The sequence below is a fragment of the Streptomyces sp. NPDC001492 genome, assembly GCF_053597275.1.
Genome location: NZ_JBSFHW010000008.1, coordinates 52070 through 68971, shown reverse-complemented (window position 1 = coordinate 68971; position 16902 = coordinate 52070). Strand labels below are relative to the sequence as shown.

Sequence of the window (16902 nt, the reverse complement as noted above, 5' to 3'; positions counted from 1 at the left end):
CAGGCTCACCGCCCCGCTGGTTCTTGGCAGGCTCACCGCCCCGCTGGTTCTTGGCAGGCTCACCGCCCCGCTGGTTCTTGGCAGGCTCACCGCCCGGCTGATTCTTGGCAGGCTCACCGCCCCGCTGGTTCTTGGCAGGCTCACCGCCCCGCTGGTTCTTGGCAGGCTCGGCACCAGGCTGGTTCTTGGCAGGCTCGGCACCAGGCGGATCCGCGGCAGACCCGGAGGCCGACCGCCCCTTCACCGGCTCACCCCCGGGCCGACCCTTCGCAGGCTCACCACCTGGCCGACCCTTCGCAGGCTCACCACCTGGCCGACCCTTCGCAGGCTCACCACCTGGCCGGATGCCCGTGGCCTCGCCACTGCGCCGGTCTTCGGCGGACTCGGAGATGGGCCGACCCTTCGCGCGGCCACCGCCCGGCGCCCCACCAGGTTGTTCCTCGGCAGATTCAGATACGGGCTGCCCCTTGGCGGCTTCACCGCCGGGCGCACGCTTCGCTGCCTCCGCATCCGGCCGGCTCCCCGCGATCGCGCCACCGGCTCCGTCCCCGGCAGCCCCGGAGGCCGCAAGCTGGGCGGTCTGGTGCTTCGCGGGTTGGCCAGTGGTGTCGGGCTCTGTGGCCGCGCCCGGGCCCGAGGTGGTCGAGGTCGTTTCCCGGGGGGCCGGGCGGCCCGGTACGCGGGCCAGTTCCGGGGACGATGTGTCCAGGGGGACCGACCAGGAGCGGACGAGGCCCAACTGGACCGCCTGGCGCGGGAGTACGGAGTCCAGGAGCCAGTCCGCGGCCACGCGCACGCGGTTGCCGGGCATCGCGGCGAGGTGGTAGCCGCGGGTGACGGCGCCCGCCAGGGGGCCGGGCAGGTGGATGCCCAGCGGGTTGGCGGCGGCCTTCGTGCCGCCCAGGTCGACGACGAAGCCGAGGTCGCGGTGGCGGTAGGCGCGCCGTTCACCGACCCCCAGCGACGCGGCGACGTTCTGTGCCGCGACCTTGCCGTGCCGCCAGGCGTGCTGCGCGGTCATCGGCGTGTACGACCCCGGGTTGTCGAGGTCCGGTACCGCGGCAGCGTCGCCGCACGCGAACACCTCGGGCCGGCCCGGCACTTGGAGATGCGGGTCGACGAGGAGCCGTCCGCGTTCCAGCGGCTGCCCGGTGGACTCGACGAGCGGATCGGGCCGCACGCCGACGCACCACACCAGCGTGCGGGTGTCGACGAACTCGCCGTCGGTCAGCAGGACCCCGCCGGGCGTGGCCTCCTTCACGGAGGTCCCCATGCGTACGTCGACTCCCCGCTGCCGCAGCACCCGGTCCGCGGTCCGCGAGAGCCGTTCGTCCATCTCGGGCAGGACACGCGGCGCGATGTCGAGCAGCATCCAGCGAGGGCGTATCCCCTGCCGGAGCGGGTGCTTGCGAACCTGCGCCTCGGTGTACATCTGCCCGTGCGCGGCGACCTCGGTCCCGGTGTATCCGGCGCCGACCACCACGAAGGTGCACCGCGCGGCGCAGGTCTTCGGGTCGTCCGCGGCGGCGGCGAGTTCCACCTGCCGGGTGACGTGATCGCGCAGGTACAGCGCCTCGGGCAGCCCCCGGAAGCCGTGCGCGTACTCGGCCACGCCAGGGATCGGCAGCAGCTTGTTCACGCTGCCGACGGCGAGTACCAGCCGGTCGTACTCCAGCGTGCCGCCCCCGCCCTCGGGGTCGGTGTAGTGCACGCGCTGCCCGTCGAGGTCGACGGAGTCGGCCTCGCCGAGCACCAGCCGGACGTGCGGCAGGGTTCCGGAGAGGGACACGGACACCCGGCGGGGTTCCAGGATTCCCGCGGCGACCTGGGGCAGCAGGGGCAGGTACAGGAAGTAGTCGGTCGGGTTCAGCAGGGTGACGTCGGCCTTGTGCCGCATCAGCCGGGACAGGACACGGGCCGTCCGGTACCCGGCGAATCCGGCACCGACGATCACGATGCGGGGTCGACTCACGTTCGCCTCCGGCGCTGTCGCGTACGTCGTGCGGAGCCTTCCGCGTCCCCCTGGTCCGAACCCCCAAACGTCCGCCGGTTTCCGCCGCGGGCGCCGGGTACCCGGAGCGGGCCGGTCCCCACGCCCAGTGCCTCCCGGAGGTGTCCCCCATGCCCGAGTACGGCTACTTCCTCTCCTGCGAGGAGTTCGGTCCCGCGGAACTCGTGGAACAGGCGAGGATGGCGGAACAGGCCGGATTCCGGTCCCTGTGGATCTCGGACCACTACCACCCGTGGAACGACGCGCAGGGCCAGAGCCCGTTCGTCTGGTCCGTGATCGGCGCGCTCTCGGAGGCGGTGTCGCTGCCGGTCGAGACGGCGGTCACCTGCCCGACGGTGCGCATCCACCCGGCGGTGGTCGCCCAGGCGGCAGCGACCTCGGCAGTGATGCTGAACGGCCGCTTCCGGCTCGGGGTGGGCACCGGCGAGGCCCTCAACGAGCACATCCTCGGGCACGTCTGGCCGCCCGCGAGCGTCCGCATGGAGATGCTGGAGGAGGCGATCCAGATCATGCGCCGCCTGTTCACCGGCGAGGAGGTCAGCCACCACGGCACCCACTACACCGTGGAGAACGCCCGCCTCTACACGGTCCCCGACGAGCCCGTCCCGATCGACATCTCCGGCTTCGGCCCGGCGGCGACACAGCTCGCGGGACGGGTCGGCGACGGCTACATCACGATGATGCCGGACGCCTCGATGGTCGAGCAGTTCCGCAAGGGCGGTGGCGGCGGCAAGCCGGTGATCGGCGGCACCAAGCTCTGCTACGGCACCGACCGCGAGGAGGCCGTACGCACGGTGCACCAGCGGTGGTTCAACCAGTTCCTGCCGGGCGAGATGGGCCAGATCCTGCCCTCGCCGAGCCATTTCGAGCAGCTGGCGCCGCTGGTCACCGAGGAGATGGTGCGCGAGAAGGCGGTGTGCGGTGACGACGTCGACGAACACCTCTCGGCCCTGCAGGCCTTCGCCGACGCCGGGTTCGACCGGGTCTACGTCAACCAGATCGGCCCCGACCAGCGCGGGTTCTTCGACTTCTACCGTACGAAGGTGCTGCCGCAGTTGCAGCAGTCCTGAGGGAACCGCGATGAAACTCCACCGCCCCGTCGTCTCCGTCTACACGGTGCCGACCGATGCCCCGGAGGCCGACGGCACGCTGGCCTGGGACTCCACGACCGTGGTGATCGCCGAGATGACGACCGGCGACGAGACCGGCACGGGCTGGACTTACGGCCCGCAGGCGGTCGGCGACTTCGTGCGCGACCAGCTCGCCCCGCTGGTCGAGGGCCGCTCAGCCCTCGACATCCCTTCCGTGCACGAGGCGATGTGCCGCTCCGTCCGCAACGCGGGCCGCCCCGGGATCGCCGCCGGCGCGATCTCCGCGGTGGACATCGCCCTGTGGGACCTCAAGGCCCGCCTCCTCGAACTCCCGCTGGCCCGGCTGCTCGGCGTGTGCCGCGAGCGGGTCCCGGTGTACGGCAGCGGAGGCTTCACGACGTACCACGACACGCATCTGGCCGCGCAGCTGAACGGCTGGGTGCACGGGCAGCACATCCCGCGCGTCAAGATAAAGATCGGGGAGAGCTGGGGCCGGGCGGTCCCCCGGGACCTGGCCCGTGTCCGCGCGGCACGCCAAGTGATCGGCTCCGAGGCCGAGTTGTACGTCGACGCGAACGGCGCCTACACCCGCAAACAGGCGGTCCGCGTCGGCCGCGCCCTGGCCGAGCACGCCGTGGGCTGGTTCGAGGAGCCGGTCTCCTCGGACGATCTGACGGGTCTGCGCCTGGTCCGTGACGCCCTGGTGTGCGATGTGGCGGCCGGCGAGTACGGCTACGACCTGCCCTACTTCGCCCGCATGATCGCGGCGGGCTCGGTCGACTGCCTGCAGATCGACGCGACGCGCTGCGGAGGCATCACGGAGTTCCTGCGCGCCGCCGCACTCGCCCAGGCGCACGGTCTGGAGGTCTCCACCCACTGCGCCCCGCACGCCCACGCCGCGGCGGCCGCCTCGCTCCCCAACCTGCGCCACATGGAGTGGTTCCACGACCACGTACGCATCGAGGACATGTTCTTCGACGGGGCGCTGGACCCGATGGGGGGCACGGTGCGCCCGACGGCCGGTCCGGGCCACGGGCTGACCCTGCGGACCGACGACGTCGAGGAGTACCGGGTCGGCTGATGTCCTGGCGGCGGGCGAGCGGCTCGGTCTTCGTGCTAACGGCGGGCGAGCCGGGTCAGTTTCCGTGCGGCCACCACGCCGGCGCCGACGGTGAGCGCCGTCCCCACCCGGCCGCGGTTGCGGGAGATCCACTCCTGCGCACTGTCCGGCCGGGACTCCTCGTCGAACCGTCCGTGCGCCCCGAAGTCCCGTCCGTGCGCTCCGTCCGCCGGGGTCCACAGGTTGCCGATTTCGCCGTGCTCGCCCTCGTCCTGCTGGGCGTCGAAGCCGGTGCGGGCGAGATAGCGGTCGAGCACTCCGGGAGCCACCGCGTTGGCGATGAGGGTGGCCACCGTGGAGCTTCCGACCCAGTACTCGCGCCGCCGCCCGTGGGAGGCGGCGTGCACGATCGCGCGGGCCGCGACCTCCGGCTGGAACACCGGAGCCACCGGCCGGGCCCGCCCCGGCATCCGGCTCAACACCCAGTCGAACTGCGGTGTGTTGACGGCGGGCAGCTGCACCATCGTCGTGCGGACCCCGCTGCCGCTGTGCAGCAACTCGCACCGCAGCGACTCGTTGAACCCCTGGATCGCGTGCTTGGCCCCGCAGTACGCCGACTGCAGCGGAATGCCGCGGTAGGCGAGGGCGGAGCCGACCTGCACGATCGTGCCGCGGTCGCGCGGCAGCATGTGGTGCAGCGCGGCCCGGGTGCCGAACACACAGCCCAGATACGTCACTTCGGTCACCCGGCGGAACTCGTCCGGGGTGATCTCGGTGAACGGCGCGAAGACGCCGGCGAAGGCGTTGTTGACCCACACGTCGATGTGCCCGAACGTGTCGGCGACCTGCTGGGCGGCATCGTCGACCGCCTTGGGGTCGGCCATGTCGACGGTGACGACGAGGGCCTCGCCCCCGGCGCGCTGCACCTCGTCGGCGGCCGCCGCGAGGCCCTCACGTCCGCGGGCCAGCAGCGCGACCCGGTCGCCCCGGGCGGCGAAGGCCAGGGCCGCGGCCCGGCCCACGCCACCGCTGGCCCCGGTCACGACGACGGCTCTACGGCCCCCCGGCACGGGTACGCCCCACCGCTTGCGGACCATGACTCACGCCCGGTGGTGCGGCTGCTCGGGGTCGATGTCGTCCTGGCGCGGAAGCGGCGTGCCCGTGCCGCCCGGTTCGCCCGCGGCCCCGCCCGGACCGCCCGGTGCTACCGGCGGCATCGGCGGATACGGCGTCCCGGGTCCGGTCGGCGGTGCGGCGGGCGCCCGGCCGCCCACGACGGGGTCGCCCTGACTCGCGGCGGCCGGCTCCGGGGTGGGCCGGGACGCCGAGGGGCGGGCCGCGCCACGCAGGACGTAGGCGACGACGCCGAGGATCACCGCGGTGATCAGCGCGGCGGCCCAGTCGGGCAGACCGATCGCCAGGGCCAGTCCCACGGTGAGCGCGAGGGCCGCGCCCGCATACAGGGCGACGGCTCCCGACGCGGCGTACAGCATCGCCCTACGCCGCTGTTTGCGAGTCTGTTCGCGCAGTTCGTCGCGCACGGTCTCGCGCGCAACCTGCGCCAGCTCGTCGACCAGGTGCCTGTCCAGGTGCTCCAGATGATCCAAGCCTTCCATGGGCCGTCGAGTACCCGTACGGGCGTACGGATAACGCGGTCCGTCACGGCCGGAAAGCGGTGCGTCAGCCCCCGGGGCCTCGGGTACCCGGCCCGCTCGCACGACCGCACGATCGCACGACCAAACCCTCACAGACCCCTCTTACAGGAGTTGCAGGATGACCGAGCGCACCGATGTGGTGGAGCTGCTCAAGGGGCAGCACATCCGGATCCGAGAACTGTTCGACGAGGTGGCGAACACCAAGGGCGCGGACCGTAAGCGGCACTTCCACGACCTCGTCCGGCTCCTCGCGGTGCACGAGACGGCCGAGGAAGAGGTCGTCCATCCCTTCGCCCGCAAGCACATCGACGGCGGCGAGCTGGTCGTGAAGGACCGGATCGAGGAGGAGGAGAAGGCCAAGGCGGCCCTGTCCCGGCTGGACGACATGGATCCGGACTCGCCCGAGTTCCTGGACCAGTTCGCGGCCCTGCGCCAGGACGTGCTCGCCCACGCCGACAACGAGGAGCGGTACGAGTTCGCCCACTTCAGCCGGGTCGCCGACCGCGACCGGCTGGAGACCCTGGCCCGCGCGGTGCAGGCGGCCGAGGCACTGGCGCCCACGCGTCCGCACCCGGGCACCGACACCGCCCTGAAGAACGTGGCGGTGGGCCCGGTCGCGGCGGTCATCGACCGCACGCGCGACGTCGTACGCAAGGCGATGGGCTGATCCACGCCCCCGGGGCGGCCGGACCGAGGGCGATCTCCCGAAACGATCGGAAGTGATCTCCTCGCCCGGCCGCCCCAACTAGGCTCGGCGCATGGACATTCTGGGAGCCACGCTGCGCATCTGCGTCGACGACCTGGAGACCGCGGTCCCCTTCTACGAACGGCTGGCGGGCGGCAGAGCCCAGCGCTTCGAACGCGGCGGCGTCCAGGTGGCCGCGATCGGCTGCTTCCTGCTGATGAGCGGGCCCGAGGCCGAGCTGGAGGTGCTGCGCAGGATCTCCGCGACGATCGCCGTCAAGGACGTCGAGGAAACCCACCGGGTGCTCACCGAACTCGGCGCGCACATCGTCGCGGGCCCGGTGCCGACGCCGGGGGGCCGCAATCTGATCGCGATGCACCCGGACGGCATGGTGTACGAGTACGTGGACCGCAACGTATAGGTTCCTACGCCTCCGGCGGCCGCATACGGAAGTCGTAGTGGGCCGGGAGCGGTTCGTCGGTCAGCCTCGACCACAGGCGGCCGATCGCCTCCGCTCCCTCCCGCAGGTCGGCGGCCTCGAAGCCCGCCCGGAAGACGTCCAGGGCCTCCTCCCGCCGTCCCTCCGCGAGCAGCAGCCCGGCCTCGATCAGCCGGAACCGGCCACGCTCCCGGGTGGTGGGGTGCAGCCGCCCCCAGACCCCGCGTGCCTGAGCGGTGCGGCGTACGGCGAGCAGGGCCTCGATCGCCTCGCGGCCCAGCGCGGCCGTGGCCGCCGTCCATTGTTCCCCGCCGTCGCGCCGCTCGTGGCACAGGTCGTCGAAGGCGTCGGCGTACCGGTCCGCGGCCCGTTCGTGGTTGCCGCTCTCCTGGTCGGCGACGGCGAGGCAGCGCAGCAACGGCCAGAGCGACGGGGCGAGTTCAAGGGCCCGCTCCCAGCTGCGCACCGCCTGCGCCCGGTCCCCGGCGTGCCACTGGGCGACACCGAGGTGGTACTCGGTGAGCGGGGTCGCGGGCGCGGTCTCCAGCATGTCCCGCCAGTGCGGGGCGACCAGCGTCTCGCCGGGGGGCCGCACCCGGCGCGGCTCGGGGAGGGCACCGGTCCGCAGCAGTTTGAGCCAGGGGTCCTGCGCCTCGCCGAGCGTCTCCTCGTCGAAGGGCGTGCCGGGCAGCTTCCAGTCGGCGCGCAGCACTTCGAGCGCGCCCCAGCCGGAGCCGACGGCGAGGATCTCGCCGGGTTCGGTGTCGGCGTGCGGCTTCCAGGCGGCATGAGCTGCGTCGACATCGGCGCGCGGGAGGGCGGCTTCGAGACGCGCCTCCACCGCGTAAGCGGCCTCCGGGGAGCTCAGCGGGCCGTAGGCCTCCAGCCACGACACCTCGCTCTCCGGTTCCAGCCGTATGTGCTCCAGCTGGGTGCGGGCGAGCCCGGCCTGGATCTCCGAGTAACCGCCCGTGCCGGGTTCGGTGAGCCATTGCTGCCAGCGACGCCCGCCGGGACCCTTCCCCCAGACGAAGAGCTTGCGTCCGCGCAGCAGGTCGGTGGAGGTCTGCACCAGGCCGTGACCGTCCTCGTCGAGGGCGGCGATCCAGCGCCGCCGCGCATCGGGGACGTCGTAGAAGTAGTCGGCGGCGTAAGGGAGTTGCTGGATCTCGGCACACGACGGTGCGGGCACTTTGCGCAGGCGCCGCTCGTAGCCGAACTGCCAGGCCTCCTCGGCGGGCGCCAGCACCCGGCGCTCCTGCGGTACGGCGATGTTGGACCACCAGTAGGCCGGCACGGGCCGCTCGTGCGGGTTGCGGATGCGGACGCCGACGTACAGGAAGTCGGAGTCCTCCGGCAGCCAGAGGTCGACCTGGAAGGGCAGGTCGCGCAGCCGCTCCCACTCCCACAGCCGGAGCAGATCGCCGCCGTCGGGAGCGGGCACGCGGGCGGCGTGCAGCGGGGAGCAGGAGAGGGTGGTGTGGCCGGTGGCGCCGATGTTCCATTCGATGCCGCCGGAGTACCAGGCGCCGTTGAGGGCGAAGTTGGCGGGCTGGAACACCGGGTTGCGGTACAGGAGTTCACGGCCGGTCGGCTTGTGCAGCAGGGAGGCGACACGACCGCCGAGACCGGGCAGTACCGTGGCGCGCAGCCGGCCGTTCTCGATCACGAGGGCGTCGAACTCGCGGGGCTCGCGCGCCCGCCCGTAGCCGTCCCGGATCCGCACCGGCAGCAGGCTGCGCAGGGGTTGGTAGCCGACCTGTCGGGCCATGTCCCGCGGCAGCTCGTCCCGGTCCCGGTCCTCGATGCGGTGCGCCTCGTGCAGCAGCCGCAGCGGGGGCAGCGGATTGTCCGGCCCCAACTCCGCGGCGGGCAACGTCAGTACCTCACGCCGGATGCTCGTCACGATCACCATGGAAGCCGCTCACCCGTGAGCTGACCAGGGGACCTACCGGTCAGGATTCCGCAAAGGGAAGCTCGAAGCGCCCCGCAGCGGCGCGGGGCTGTATCGATGTGCGGCTCCGCCGCGTAAGCGCGACCAGCCACGACGGCGCTGCAGACAACCGACACCCCCTCGCGGCACCCCCCGTCGCGGCAATCACAGCGAAGCGTCCCGCATCTCGGCAGTGATCGCCCACCGCTCATGATCCCGCCAGTCCCCGTCGATAAAGATCATCTTCGGCGAGAACCCCTCGAGCCGAAAGCCGCAGGCGCGCGCCAGCGCGATCGACGCGGCGTTCCGCGGCTGCGCGTTGATCTCCAGCCGGTGCAGCCGCATCGGCCCGAAGGCGTACCCCACCACCAGGTCCAGGCCCTCCCGCATCAGCCCGCGCCCGGCGGCGTGCGCGAAGGCGCCGTAGCCGAGCGCGCCGTTCTGGAAGCCGCCCTCGACGATGTTGTTGATGTTGATGTACCCGGCGATGGCACCCTTGCCCTGGGCGCCGTCCTTCTCGCAGACGAGGAAGCCGGCCTTGGTCGGGTCCTCGATCAGCCGGCCCGCGTACGCGGTGTAGGCGCTCGCGGTGTCCGGCGGGAAGAGCCAGGGGTGATGCAGGTCCTTGCTCTCGCGGGCACGCGCGGTGAACTCGGCACCGTCCTCGTAGGTGAAGTGACGTATGCCCACGCGGGGGCCTTCGGCGAGGTAACCGGATGCGGTGTGCGGCATCTCGCCACCCTACGGCGGTCTAACGCCTGCGCCTCATGAAATACGCCCCGAAGAACGAACCGATCGCCGTCGCGACGAGCAGTGCCGTCGACAGCGGCATCGTGACCTCGGGGATCAGGAGGCGGATCCTGATGTGGTGGGTGTTCTGGAAGATGAAGATCACGGCGAAGACGGCGAGCAGCAGGACGGTCACCCGGCCGGGCGTCACTGCCGGGCCCCTGTCGCCGCCGTGCCTGGCACCCGGCTCGGAGGTCTTCGGGCTCATACCACCAGGATGCGCCCGAAGACCCCGTTACGCATGGTGAGCACCGCCCGTGGGGCGCCTCACCCGCCGAGCACGGGCAGCTCCAGCACGCCGGTGTTCCCGGGCGCGCTGACCACGGTCACCGTCTTGATGCCGCGGTTGCCGAAGTACGCGTCGTCGCTCGCCGCGATCACGAACCGCAGCCGGTGCCCCTTCTCGTACCGGTGGACGATGCCCGGCAGGCTGACGGTGAAGCTCTTGGTCACGTCCGGTACCCGGACCGGCGCGACCAGCCGGTGCACCAGCGTCTTGGTGCCGTCGGGCGCGATGTCGTACAGCTTGGCGAACAGGACGAGGCGGTCGGCGGCGTTGTCGGAGTTCTGGGACTTTTCGGCCTGCGGGGAGTCGACCCTGAGCGTGGCCCGCGGCGCGCCGACGACATCGGTGGTGCGGGTGAGCGGTTCGCTGGTCCAGCCGAGGTAGGTGCCGTCGGTGTCGAACGGCGCGGGGTCCGGCAGCCCGCCGATCGCGGCCAGCGAGGTCTCCGAATGGCTCGTGGGAGTCAGCCGGTTGGCGTAGGTGCGGCTGCCGGGGGCCACCTTCTTGCTGTTGTCGACGAGTGTGCCGTCCCCGGAGAGGTAGAGCTTCCGGCTGAGCGCGGGGAGGCGGTCGGCCGTGGCGTATGCGTGGCCGGGGTCGGTGATCCAGTCGCGGTGGTAGGCGAAGGCGGGTCCGGTGTCGGTGTGCTGCCCCCGGAGGTGGTGGCCGAACCAGGAGAGGATCCGCCTGCCGACGTAGCTGTCGTCCAAGTTGCCCTGCGCGAGGTTGAGTTCACCGTCCACCATGCCGCCGCTGTGTCCCCAGGACTGCCAGATCATCGCGGTGGGTGTGCCCTGCGCCTTGAGTGTCTTGTACGTCGCCGTCGCCTCGTTGAGGTTGAAGAGGCTGTCGGCCTGCCCCTGGATCAGCAGGGTGGGCGCCTGGACCCGGTTCAGGTAGGAGGCCGGGGAGACGCTGTGGGCGTAGGCGAGCATCGCGGCGGTGGGCCCCGCGCGGTAGCTGCCGGAGTTCAGGGTGCGGATGGTGGCGCAGGCCCGGGTGACGAAGTGCAGACAGGTGAGGGAGTTGATCCGGGACGGGTCGAGGTTCGGCTGGGTCAGTGTCTGACCCTCGCCGAGGAGGTAGAACCCGTTGGTCCACTGCCATTTGAAGGCGCCGGGGACGGGGCCGCCCGCGTTGTTCGGGTCCAGCGCGTAGGCGAGGTTGTTCCAGGTGACCAGGGGGATCAGCGCGTCCACCCGGTGGTCCACGGCGGCCGTCGCCAGCTGGATGGCCCCGCCGTACGAGCCGCCGATCATGCCGACCCGCGGGTCGCCCGCGCCGTCGAGCGTGACGAAGTCGGCTTGGGTGCCGTCGTCGGCGGCGCGCCTGCCGCCCAGGAAGTCGATCAGCCGGGAGGCGGCGGCGGCGTCGATGCCGGGGTCGTCGAGGGAGATCAGACAGCCGGAGCGGCCGAAGCCGAGCCCGGAGTAGATCAGGGACACATAGCCACGCGAGGCGAGGGCCTTGCCGATGGCGTCGGTGGTGCCGTCGGACTTGCTGCCCCCGAAGCCGTTGGTGGCGAGCACGGCCGGGGCGCGGTGGGCGCTGTCGACACCCGCCGGACGGTACAGATCGGCGTCGACCGCGCAGCGACGGCCGCCGGCCTGGACGGTGAACTTCAGTGCCGTGACGCTGTACTGGCCTGCTGCGGACACGGGAGGGGTGAGTGCCTGGGGTGCGGCGAGCGCCGCGCCCAGGGCGAGAGCGAGCGCAGCCCTGGATCTGAACACGCGTCGGGACACTGAGACCTCCACACTCAGGACAGCCCTGCTTACCGACCAGTAAGTAACCACCGCTTGTCATGGTGTGACACGTGTCATACGAGGTCAATCGCCCAGACGAGTGTTCTTGACGGATATTCAGTGAAGGCGACCACGTGTTCGGTTCAGAGGAGGGCGGGCCGGTCGAGCGTCAAGGTGCCCGCGTCGGCGTCGAGTTCGGCCGTCACGCCGAAGGGGATGGTCAACGCGCCCTCGCAGTGCCCGAATCCGAACTCCTCGACGACGGGCACGCCGAGTCCCCCGAGCCGGTCCACGAGGACGGCGCGCACGTCCTCGTAGGGACCGCACTTCGCCCACGAGCCGAGCGCGATCCCGGTGACGCCGTCGAGCCATCCACTGCGCAGCAGCTGGGTCAGCATCCGGTCGATGCGGTACGGCCGTTCGCCGACGTCCTCGATCAGCAGCAGCCCACCGCGGGCACCGTCGTGGGCGTGCGGCGTCCCGAGGTCGGAGGTGAGCATGCTCAGACATCCGCCCAGCGTGACGCCCCGGGCCCGCCCCGGAACCAGAGCGGTGCCGGCACAGACGAGGGTGCGAACCCGCTCCGGAGCGAACAGGGTGGCTTTGAGGTGTTCCTGCGCCCGGGCCTGCTTGATGAAGTCGACCCCGGCGGCCGCCGGTCCGTGCAGGGTGACCAGGCCCAGCCGGTTGGCGAACGCCTGGTGCAGCACCGTGATGTCGCTGAAGCCCACGAACACCTTGGGCCCGGCGGCCCGCATCGCGTCCCAGTCGAGCAGGTCGACCATGCGCTGCGCCCCGTACCCGCCCCGCGCGCACAGCACCGCGTCCACCGACGGGTCGCACCAGGCGGCCTGCAGATCGGCGGCCCGGTCGGCGTCCGTACCCGCCAGGTAGTCGAACGCGCCGTGCCGGTCCAGCACATGGGGTGCCACCACCGGGTCGAGGTCCCAGCCCCGCAGCAGGTCGAGCCCGGCCTGCACCCGTTCCTCCGGCACCGGACCGCTGGGCGCGACGACGGCCACGCGGGCGCCGGGGGCGAGCCGGGACGGGCGCAGGAGTTCTCTCACTTGGTCAGCTCCAGCGTAGGGATACCGCGCGGATTCAGCCCGAAGGCCTGGGCGTAGAGGGAGAGTTCGGACTCCAGGACCCGGATCATGGTCTCCGCCCGCCGGAACCCGTGCCCCTCCCCCTCGAAGGCGAGGTATGCGTGCGGCACCCGCCTGCCCTCCATCCGCGCCAGGAACCGTTCGCACTGGGCGGGCGGGCAGATCACGTCGTCCAGGCCCTGCAGCAGCAGGAAGGGCGCGGTGATGCGGTCGGCGTGCTCGGCGGGCGAGCGCTCGGCATACCGGCCGGGTACCTCGGCGAGCGGCCCGACCAGGGTTTCCAGGTACTGCGACTCGAAGTCGTGGGTCTCCCCCGCGCCCCAGCCGGCGAGGTCGAGGACGGGGTAGAGGATCGTGCCGCAGGCGTAGACGTCGGTGGCCGCCAGGGAGGCGGCCGTGGTCCAGCCGCCCGCGCTGCCGCCGCGGATCGCGAGCCGCCCACGGTCGGCGGTCCCCTCGTCGGCGAGGGCGAGCGCGACGGCCGCGCAGTCCTCGACGTCGACCACGCCCCACTGCTCCCGCAGCCTGTTGCGGTACTCACGCCCGTGCCCGGTCGAGCCGCCGTAGTTGACCTCGGCGACGCCGATGCCCCGGGAGGTGAAGTAGGCGATCTCCAGGTCGAGCACGAGGGGTGCCCGGCTGGTGGGGCCGCCGTGCACCCAGACGACGTACGGCGGCAGCTCGTCGCCGGGCGAGACGCAGCCCGGGTTGTGCGGCGGGTAGATGTGCGCGTGGATGTCGCGTCCGGCGGGCCCGGTGAAGGTGCGGATCTGCGGTTCGGGGTAGTACGCGGGGTCGACCGCGTCCTGGTGCTCGGCACCGACCACGCGGGCCCGGCCGGCCCGGGTGTCGAGCTCCACCACCTCGTAGGCGCTGCGCGGGCTGGCTCCGACGGTGACGACCCGCTCGCCGTGCACCGCGAGCGTGGACGCGAACTCGGTCCAGGGGCCGGCCGCGTCGACGACCTCGCCGGTCTCCGGGTCGAGGACGCCGAGCGCGGTGGCGCCGCGGCCGTGCACGACGGCGATCAGTCCGCTGTCCAGCGGGGCGAACCAGCGCTGCCCCAGCTTCCACAGCGGCCCGCCGAACTCCTCCTCGCGCGGGCACAGCGGCACGCCCTCGCGGTAGAGGTTCCACCAGCCGGTGCGGTCGCTCGCGTAGAGCAGCGAGCCGTCGGGGGCCCAGTCCGCCTGGGCGATCGACTCCTCCGGACCACCGGCGAGCGTGCGTGTCTCCCTCAAGGTGCCGTCCTCGGCGACCCCGGCCAGGACCAGTTCGGTGCCGTCCCACGGCATCCGCGGATGGTCCCAGGCGAGCCAGACCGCGCTGCGCCCGTCGGGCGAGACACGCGGACCGGTGACGAAGCGGTGCCGGTCGTCGGTGAGTTCGCGTACGGCATCCCGGTCCTGGGCCGCCGAGCCGTCCAGCGGCACCGCGGCCAGGACGCGGCGCACATCGGTGGGTCCGTCGCCGGTGAACTCCTCCAGCACGCACCACACTTCACCGCGCTCGACCCGCAACTGGGGCTCCACCCAGCGCAGTCCGCCGCCCACGGGCGACAGGGGTGTGAGGGGCCGCGGGTCGCTTCCCGGCTCGTACCGGTAGAGCCGCTGGTCGGCGAAGTTCACGAACACCACGAGCGGCCGTCCGGCCACGACCGTCCCGGCCCAGGGCTGTCCGCCGTACTCGATGACGCGGCTGCGGACGTTCCACGGTGCGGGCAGCAGCGACTCCTCCCGGCCGTCGGCACGGCGCCGCACCAGGGTGCGGCGGCCGCCCTCGGTGGGGCGTGGCTCGGTCCACCACGCCTCGTCGCCCACGAAGCCCACGTACTCGGGCCGCCCGTCGTGCGCGGCGGCGAGCGCCGCGTCGATGGGCGAGGGCCAGGAACCGTAAGGCAGTCTCTGCACGTTCTCCCCCAACTCGCCTAGGCCGTCCGCAGGAAGCGGTCGAGGACACGGACACCGAAGTGCAGCGCCTCGACCGGGACCCGCTCGTCGACCCCGTGGAACATGGCCTGGTAGTCGTAGCCCTCCGGCAGCCTCAGCGGCGTGAAGCCGTACCCGGTGATGCCGAGCCGCGAGAACTGCTTGGCGTCCGTGCCGCCCGTCATGCAGTACGGCACCACGTGCCCCTCGGGCGCGAACTCCTCGACGGCGGCACGCATCTTCGCGTACGTCGGCGAGTCCAGCGGTGCCTGGAGAGCCACCGAACGGTGGTGGAACTCCCAGTCCACGTCGGGTCCGGTGAGCTGGTCAAGGGTTGTGCGGAACTCGTCCTCGCCGCCGTACAGATACCGCCCGTCGACATACGCGACCGCTTCCCCGGGGATCACGTTGAGCTTGTAACCGGCTTCCAGCATGGTCGGGTTGGCGCTGCCCCGGACGGTCGACTCGACGAGCTGGGCGGCCGGGCCCAGCTTGCCGAGCAGCCCGTCGATGTCGTCCAGGTCGACGTCGAGGCCGTAGAGCGCGGCCAGTTCGGCCAGGGCGGCCCACACGGTCGGAGTCGGCCGCAGCGGCCACTCGTGCTCGCCGATGCGGGTGATCGCGGCGGCGAGACGGGTGACCGCGTTCTCCTTGTTCAACTTGGAGCCGTGCCCGGCGCGCCCGCGCGCGGTGAGCTTCAGCCAGGCCGTGCCGCGCTCACCGGCCGCGATCGGGTAGATCTGCCGTCCGCTGCCGTCGTGGAAGGTGAAGGCCCCCGACTCGCTGACGCCCTCGGTGCACCCCTCGAACAGCCCCGGGTGCTGATCGGCGAGGAACCCGGAACCGTCCTGCGCGCTGTCCTCCTCGTCGGCCGTGAACGCGACCACGATGTCGCGCCGGGGCCGCACGCCCTGCCGCGCCCAGCTCCGCAGCACGGCCAGGATCATGGCGTCCATGTTCTTCATGTCGACGGCGCCGCGGCCCCACACCACCCCGTCGCGGATCTCTCCGGAGAAGGGGGGCACGGTCCAGTCGTCGGCACGGGCGGGTACGACGTCCAGATGACCGTGGAGGAGCAGCGCGTCGGCGGACGGGTCGGTGCCCTCGATGCGCGCGACGACATTGGTGCGTCCCTTGGTGCGCTCCAGCATCGTGGGTTCGAGTCCGGCCCCGGCCAGCTGCTCGGCGGCGTACTCGGCGGCGGGCCGTTCCTGGCAGTCGCCGCCGCCGCGGTTGGTGGTGTCGATACGGATGAGGTCGGAGGTGAACCGGACGACCTCGTCCAGGGCCTGCTGGTCAGCCATACTGCTCCTCCACGGCGGCCGAGACGATCGTGGTGACCGCCTTGAAGGTACGGATTCCCTCGTACATCGTCTCGCTGGTGTACGCCACCTTCCGCTCCCCGACGCGGCCGACGCCCGGCACGACGGTGGCGGCCATGGCGAGATGCTCGGCGTCGAACTCGAGCGCGACGGTGAACGGCCCTGCCTGGACGGGCTGGTGACGGACCGCCAGCCGGGCCGCCTCCTTGGCGGCGGCCCGGATGTCGGACGCGGTCCTGGCCGGCGTACGGCACACGGCCGCGTACCGCGACACATGGTCCTTGACGGCGACCTTCAGCGCCTCGGGCGCGTATCCGAGGGCGTCCTCGCAGGCCACGTCGTCGCCGGTGACGAGGACGACAGGCACCCCGTACTCGGCGACGACACGCGCGTTGAGCAGGCCCTCACTGGCGCGTACGTCGTTCAGCCACACCCCGGTGATGGAGTTGGCGAGGTAGGTGTGGGCGAGGACGCCCTCCATCCCGGCCCCGGCGTGATAGCCGACGAAGGCGATGCCGTCCACGTCCCCGTGCTGCACGCCCTCGACCATGGAGAGGGACTTGTGCCGCCCGGTGAGCATCTCCGCCCGCTCGTCGAGTCGCTCCAGCAGCAGGTTGCGCATGGTCCAGTGGGCCTCGTTGACGAGGACCTCGTCCGCCCCGCCGTCGAAGAATCCCAGCACGGCGGCATTGACGTCCGAGGTGAACATCGAGCGGCACCGCTCCCACTGCGGTGTCCCCGGCAGCACGTCGGCCGGCCAGGTCACCCCCGTGGCGCCCTCCATGTCGGCGCTGATCAGGATCTTCATGATGCGCCACGTTACGCGCCGCGGGGGAAACCGGCCAGGAAGCA

Annotated in this window: 15 protein-coding genes; 4 read left to right on the top strand and 11 right to left on the bottom strand. The window is 72.0% G+C overall.

From position 1 onward, the window contains the following. A partial coding sequence (locus ACWC1K_RS12840; RefSeq protein WP_450830855.1) for an FAD-dependent oxidoreductase occupies nucleotides 1-1972 on the bottom strand: 1972 nt, incomplete at its 3' end. A 149-nt stretch (nucleotides 1973-2121) separates the two neighbouring features. Between ACWC1K_RS12840 and ACWC1K_RS12835 the strand changes: the two genes are divergently transcribed. Both ACWC1K_RS12835 and ACWC1K_RS12830 read left to right on the top strand, forming a co-directional pair. Further along, nucleotides 2122-3081, top strand: a complete 960-nt coding sequence (locus ACWC1K_RS12835; RefSeq protein WP_351478523.1) for an LLM class F420-dependent oxidoreductase — start codon at nucleotides 2122-2124, stop codon at nucleotides 3079-3081. Between the two features lie 10 nt (nucleotides 3082-3091). Further along, a complete protein-coding gene (locus ACWC1K_RS12830) occupies nucleotides 3092-4183 on the top strand; it encodes an enolase C-terminal domain-like protein (RefSeq protein ID WP_450830853.1) in 1092 nt (363 codons plus the stop codon). Nucleotides 4184-4218: 35 nt separating this feature from the next. Here the strand turns inward: ACWC1K_RS12830 and ACWC1K_RS12825 are convergent, their stop codons facing one another. Both ACWC1K_RS12825 and ACWC1K_RS12820 read right to left on the bottom strand, forming a co-directional pair. Further along, nucleotides 4219-5259 carry an SDR family oxidoreductase gene (locus ACWC1K_RS12825; protein WP_450830852.1) on the bottom strand — a complete coding sequence of 347 codons (1041 nt, stop codon included), beginning with the start codon at nucleotides 5257-5259 and terminating at the stop codon, nucleotides 4219-4221. Between the two features lie 3 nt (nucleotides 5260-5262). Then, nucleotides 5263-5778 (bottom strand): phage holin family protein, encoded by a 516-nt coding sequence (locus ACWC1K_RS12820; RefSeq protein ID WP_450830850.1) that lies wholly within the window; start codon nucleotides 5776-5778, stop codon nucleotides 5263-5265. A gap of 157 nt (nucleotides 5779-5935) precedes the next feature. On the opposite strand from ACWC1K_RS12820, the gene ACWC1K_RS12815 reads away from it, so the two are divergent. Continuing rightward, nucleotides 5936-6484, top strand: a complete 549-nt coding sequence (locus ACWC1K_RS12815) for a hemerythrin domain-containing protein (protein ID WP_115910163.1) — start codon at nucleotides 5936-5938, stop codon at nucleotides 6482-6484. Between the two features lie 91 nt (nucleotides 6485-6575). Beyond that, a complete protein-coding gene (locus tag ACWC1K_RS12810) occupies nucleotides 6576-6923 on the top strand; it encodes a VOC family protein (RefSeq protein WP_450830848.1) in 348 nt (115 codons plus the stop codon). A 4-nt stretch (nucleotides 6924-6927) separates the two neighbouring features. On the opposite strand, the gene ACWC1K_RS12805 is transcribed toward ACWC1K_RS12810, so the two are convergent. The 8 genes from ACWC1K_RS12805 to ACWC1K_RS12770 form a co-directional block, all read right to left on the bottom strand. Further along, nucleotides 6928-8856, bottom strand: a complete 1929-nt coding sequence (locus ACWC1K_RS12805) for a DUF5107 domain-containing protein (protein ID WP_450830847.1) — start codon at nucleotides 8854-8856, stop codon at nucleotides 6928-6930. Between the two features lie 183 nt (nucleotides 8857-9039). Beyond that, nucleotides 9040-9606, bottom strand: a complete 567-nt coding sequence (locus ACWC1K_RS12800) for a GNAT family N-acetyltransferase (RefSeq protein WP_450830845.1) — start codon at nucleotides 9604-9606, stop codon at nucleotides 9040-9042. 19 nt (nucleotides 9607-9625) lie between these two features. After that, the gene (locus tag ACWC1K_RS12795) at nucleotides 9626-9871 is read right to left on the bottom strand and encodes a DUF1049 domain-containing protein (RefSeq protein ID WP_450830843.1); all 246 of its coding nucleotides are present in this window, start codon (nucleotides 9869-9871) and stop codon (nucleotides 9626-9628) included. A 59-nt stretch (nucleotides 9872-9930) separates the two neighbouring features. Continuing rightward, entirely contained in the window at nucleotides 9931-11694 is a 1764-nt protein-coding gene (locus ACWC1K_RS12790) for a CocE/NonD family hydrolase (protein WP_450830842.1), read from the bottom strand. Between the two features lie 143 nt (nucleotides 11695-11837). Beyond that, nucleotides 11838-12761 carry a S66 peptidase family protein gene (locus ACWC1K_RS12785; RefSeq protein WP_450830840.1) on the bottom strand — a complete coding sequence of 308 codons (924 nt, stop codon included), beginning with the start codon at nucleotides 12759-12761 and terminating at the stop codon, nucleotides 11838-11840. Continuing rightward, a complete protein-coding gene (locus tag ACWC1K_RS12780; RefSeq protein WP_450830838.1) occupies nucleotides 12758-14710 on the bottom strand; it encodes a prolyl oligopeptidase family serine peptidase in 1953 nt (650 codons plus the stop codon). Before ACWC1K_RS12780 ends, ACWC1K_RS12785 begins: the two co-directional genes overlap by 4 nt. Nucleotides 14711-14727: 17 nt before the next feature. After that, nucleotides 14728-16032 (bottom strand): M20/M25/M40 family metallo-hydrolase, encoded by a 1305-nt coding sequence (locus ACWC1K_RS12775; protein ID WP_450830836.1) that lies wholly within the window; start codon nucleotides 16030-16032, stop codon nucleotides 14728-14730. Continuing rightward, nucleotides 16025-16858 carry a M55 family metallopeptidase gene (locus ACWC1K_RS12770; RefSeq protein WP_450830835.1) on the bottom strand — a complete coding sequence of 278 codons (834 nt, stop codon included), beginning with the start codon at nucleotides 16856-16858 and terminating at the stop codon, nucleotides 16025-16027. The genes ACWC1K_RS12775 and ACWC1K_RS12770 overlap by 8 nt, the downstream gene beginning before the upstream one ends. Nucleotides 16859-16902: the final 44 nt, after the last annotated feature.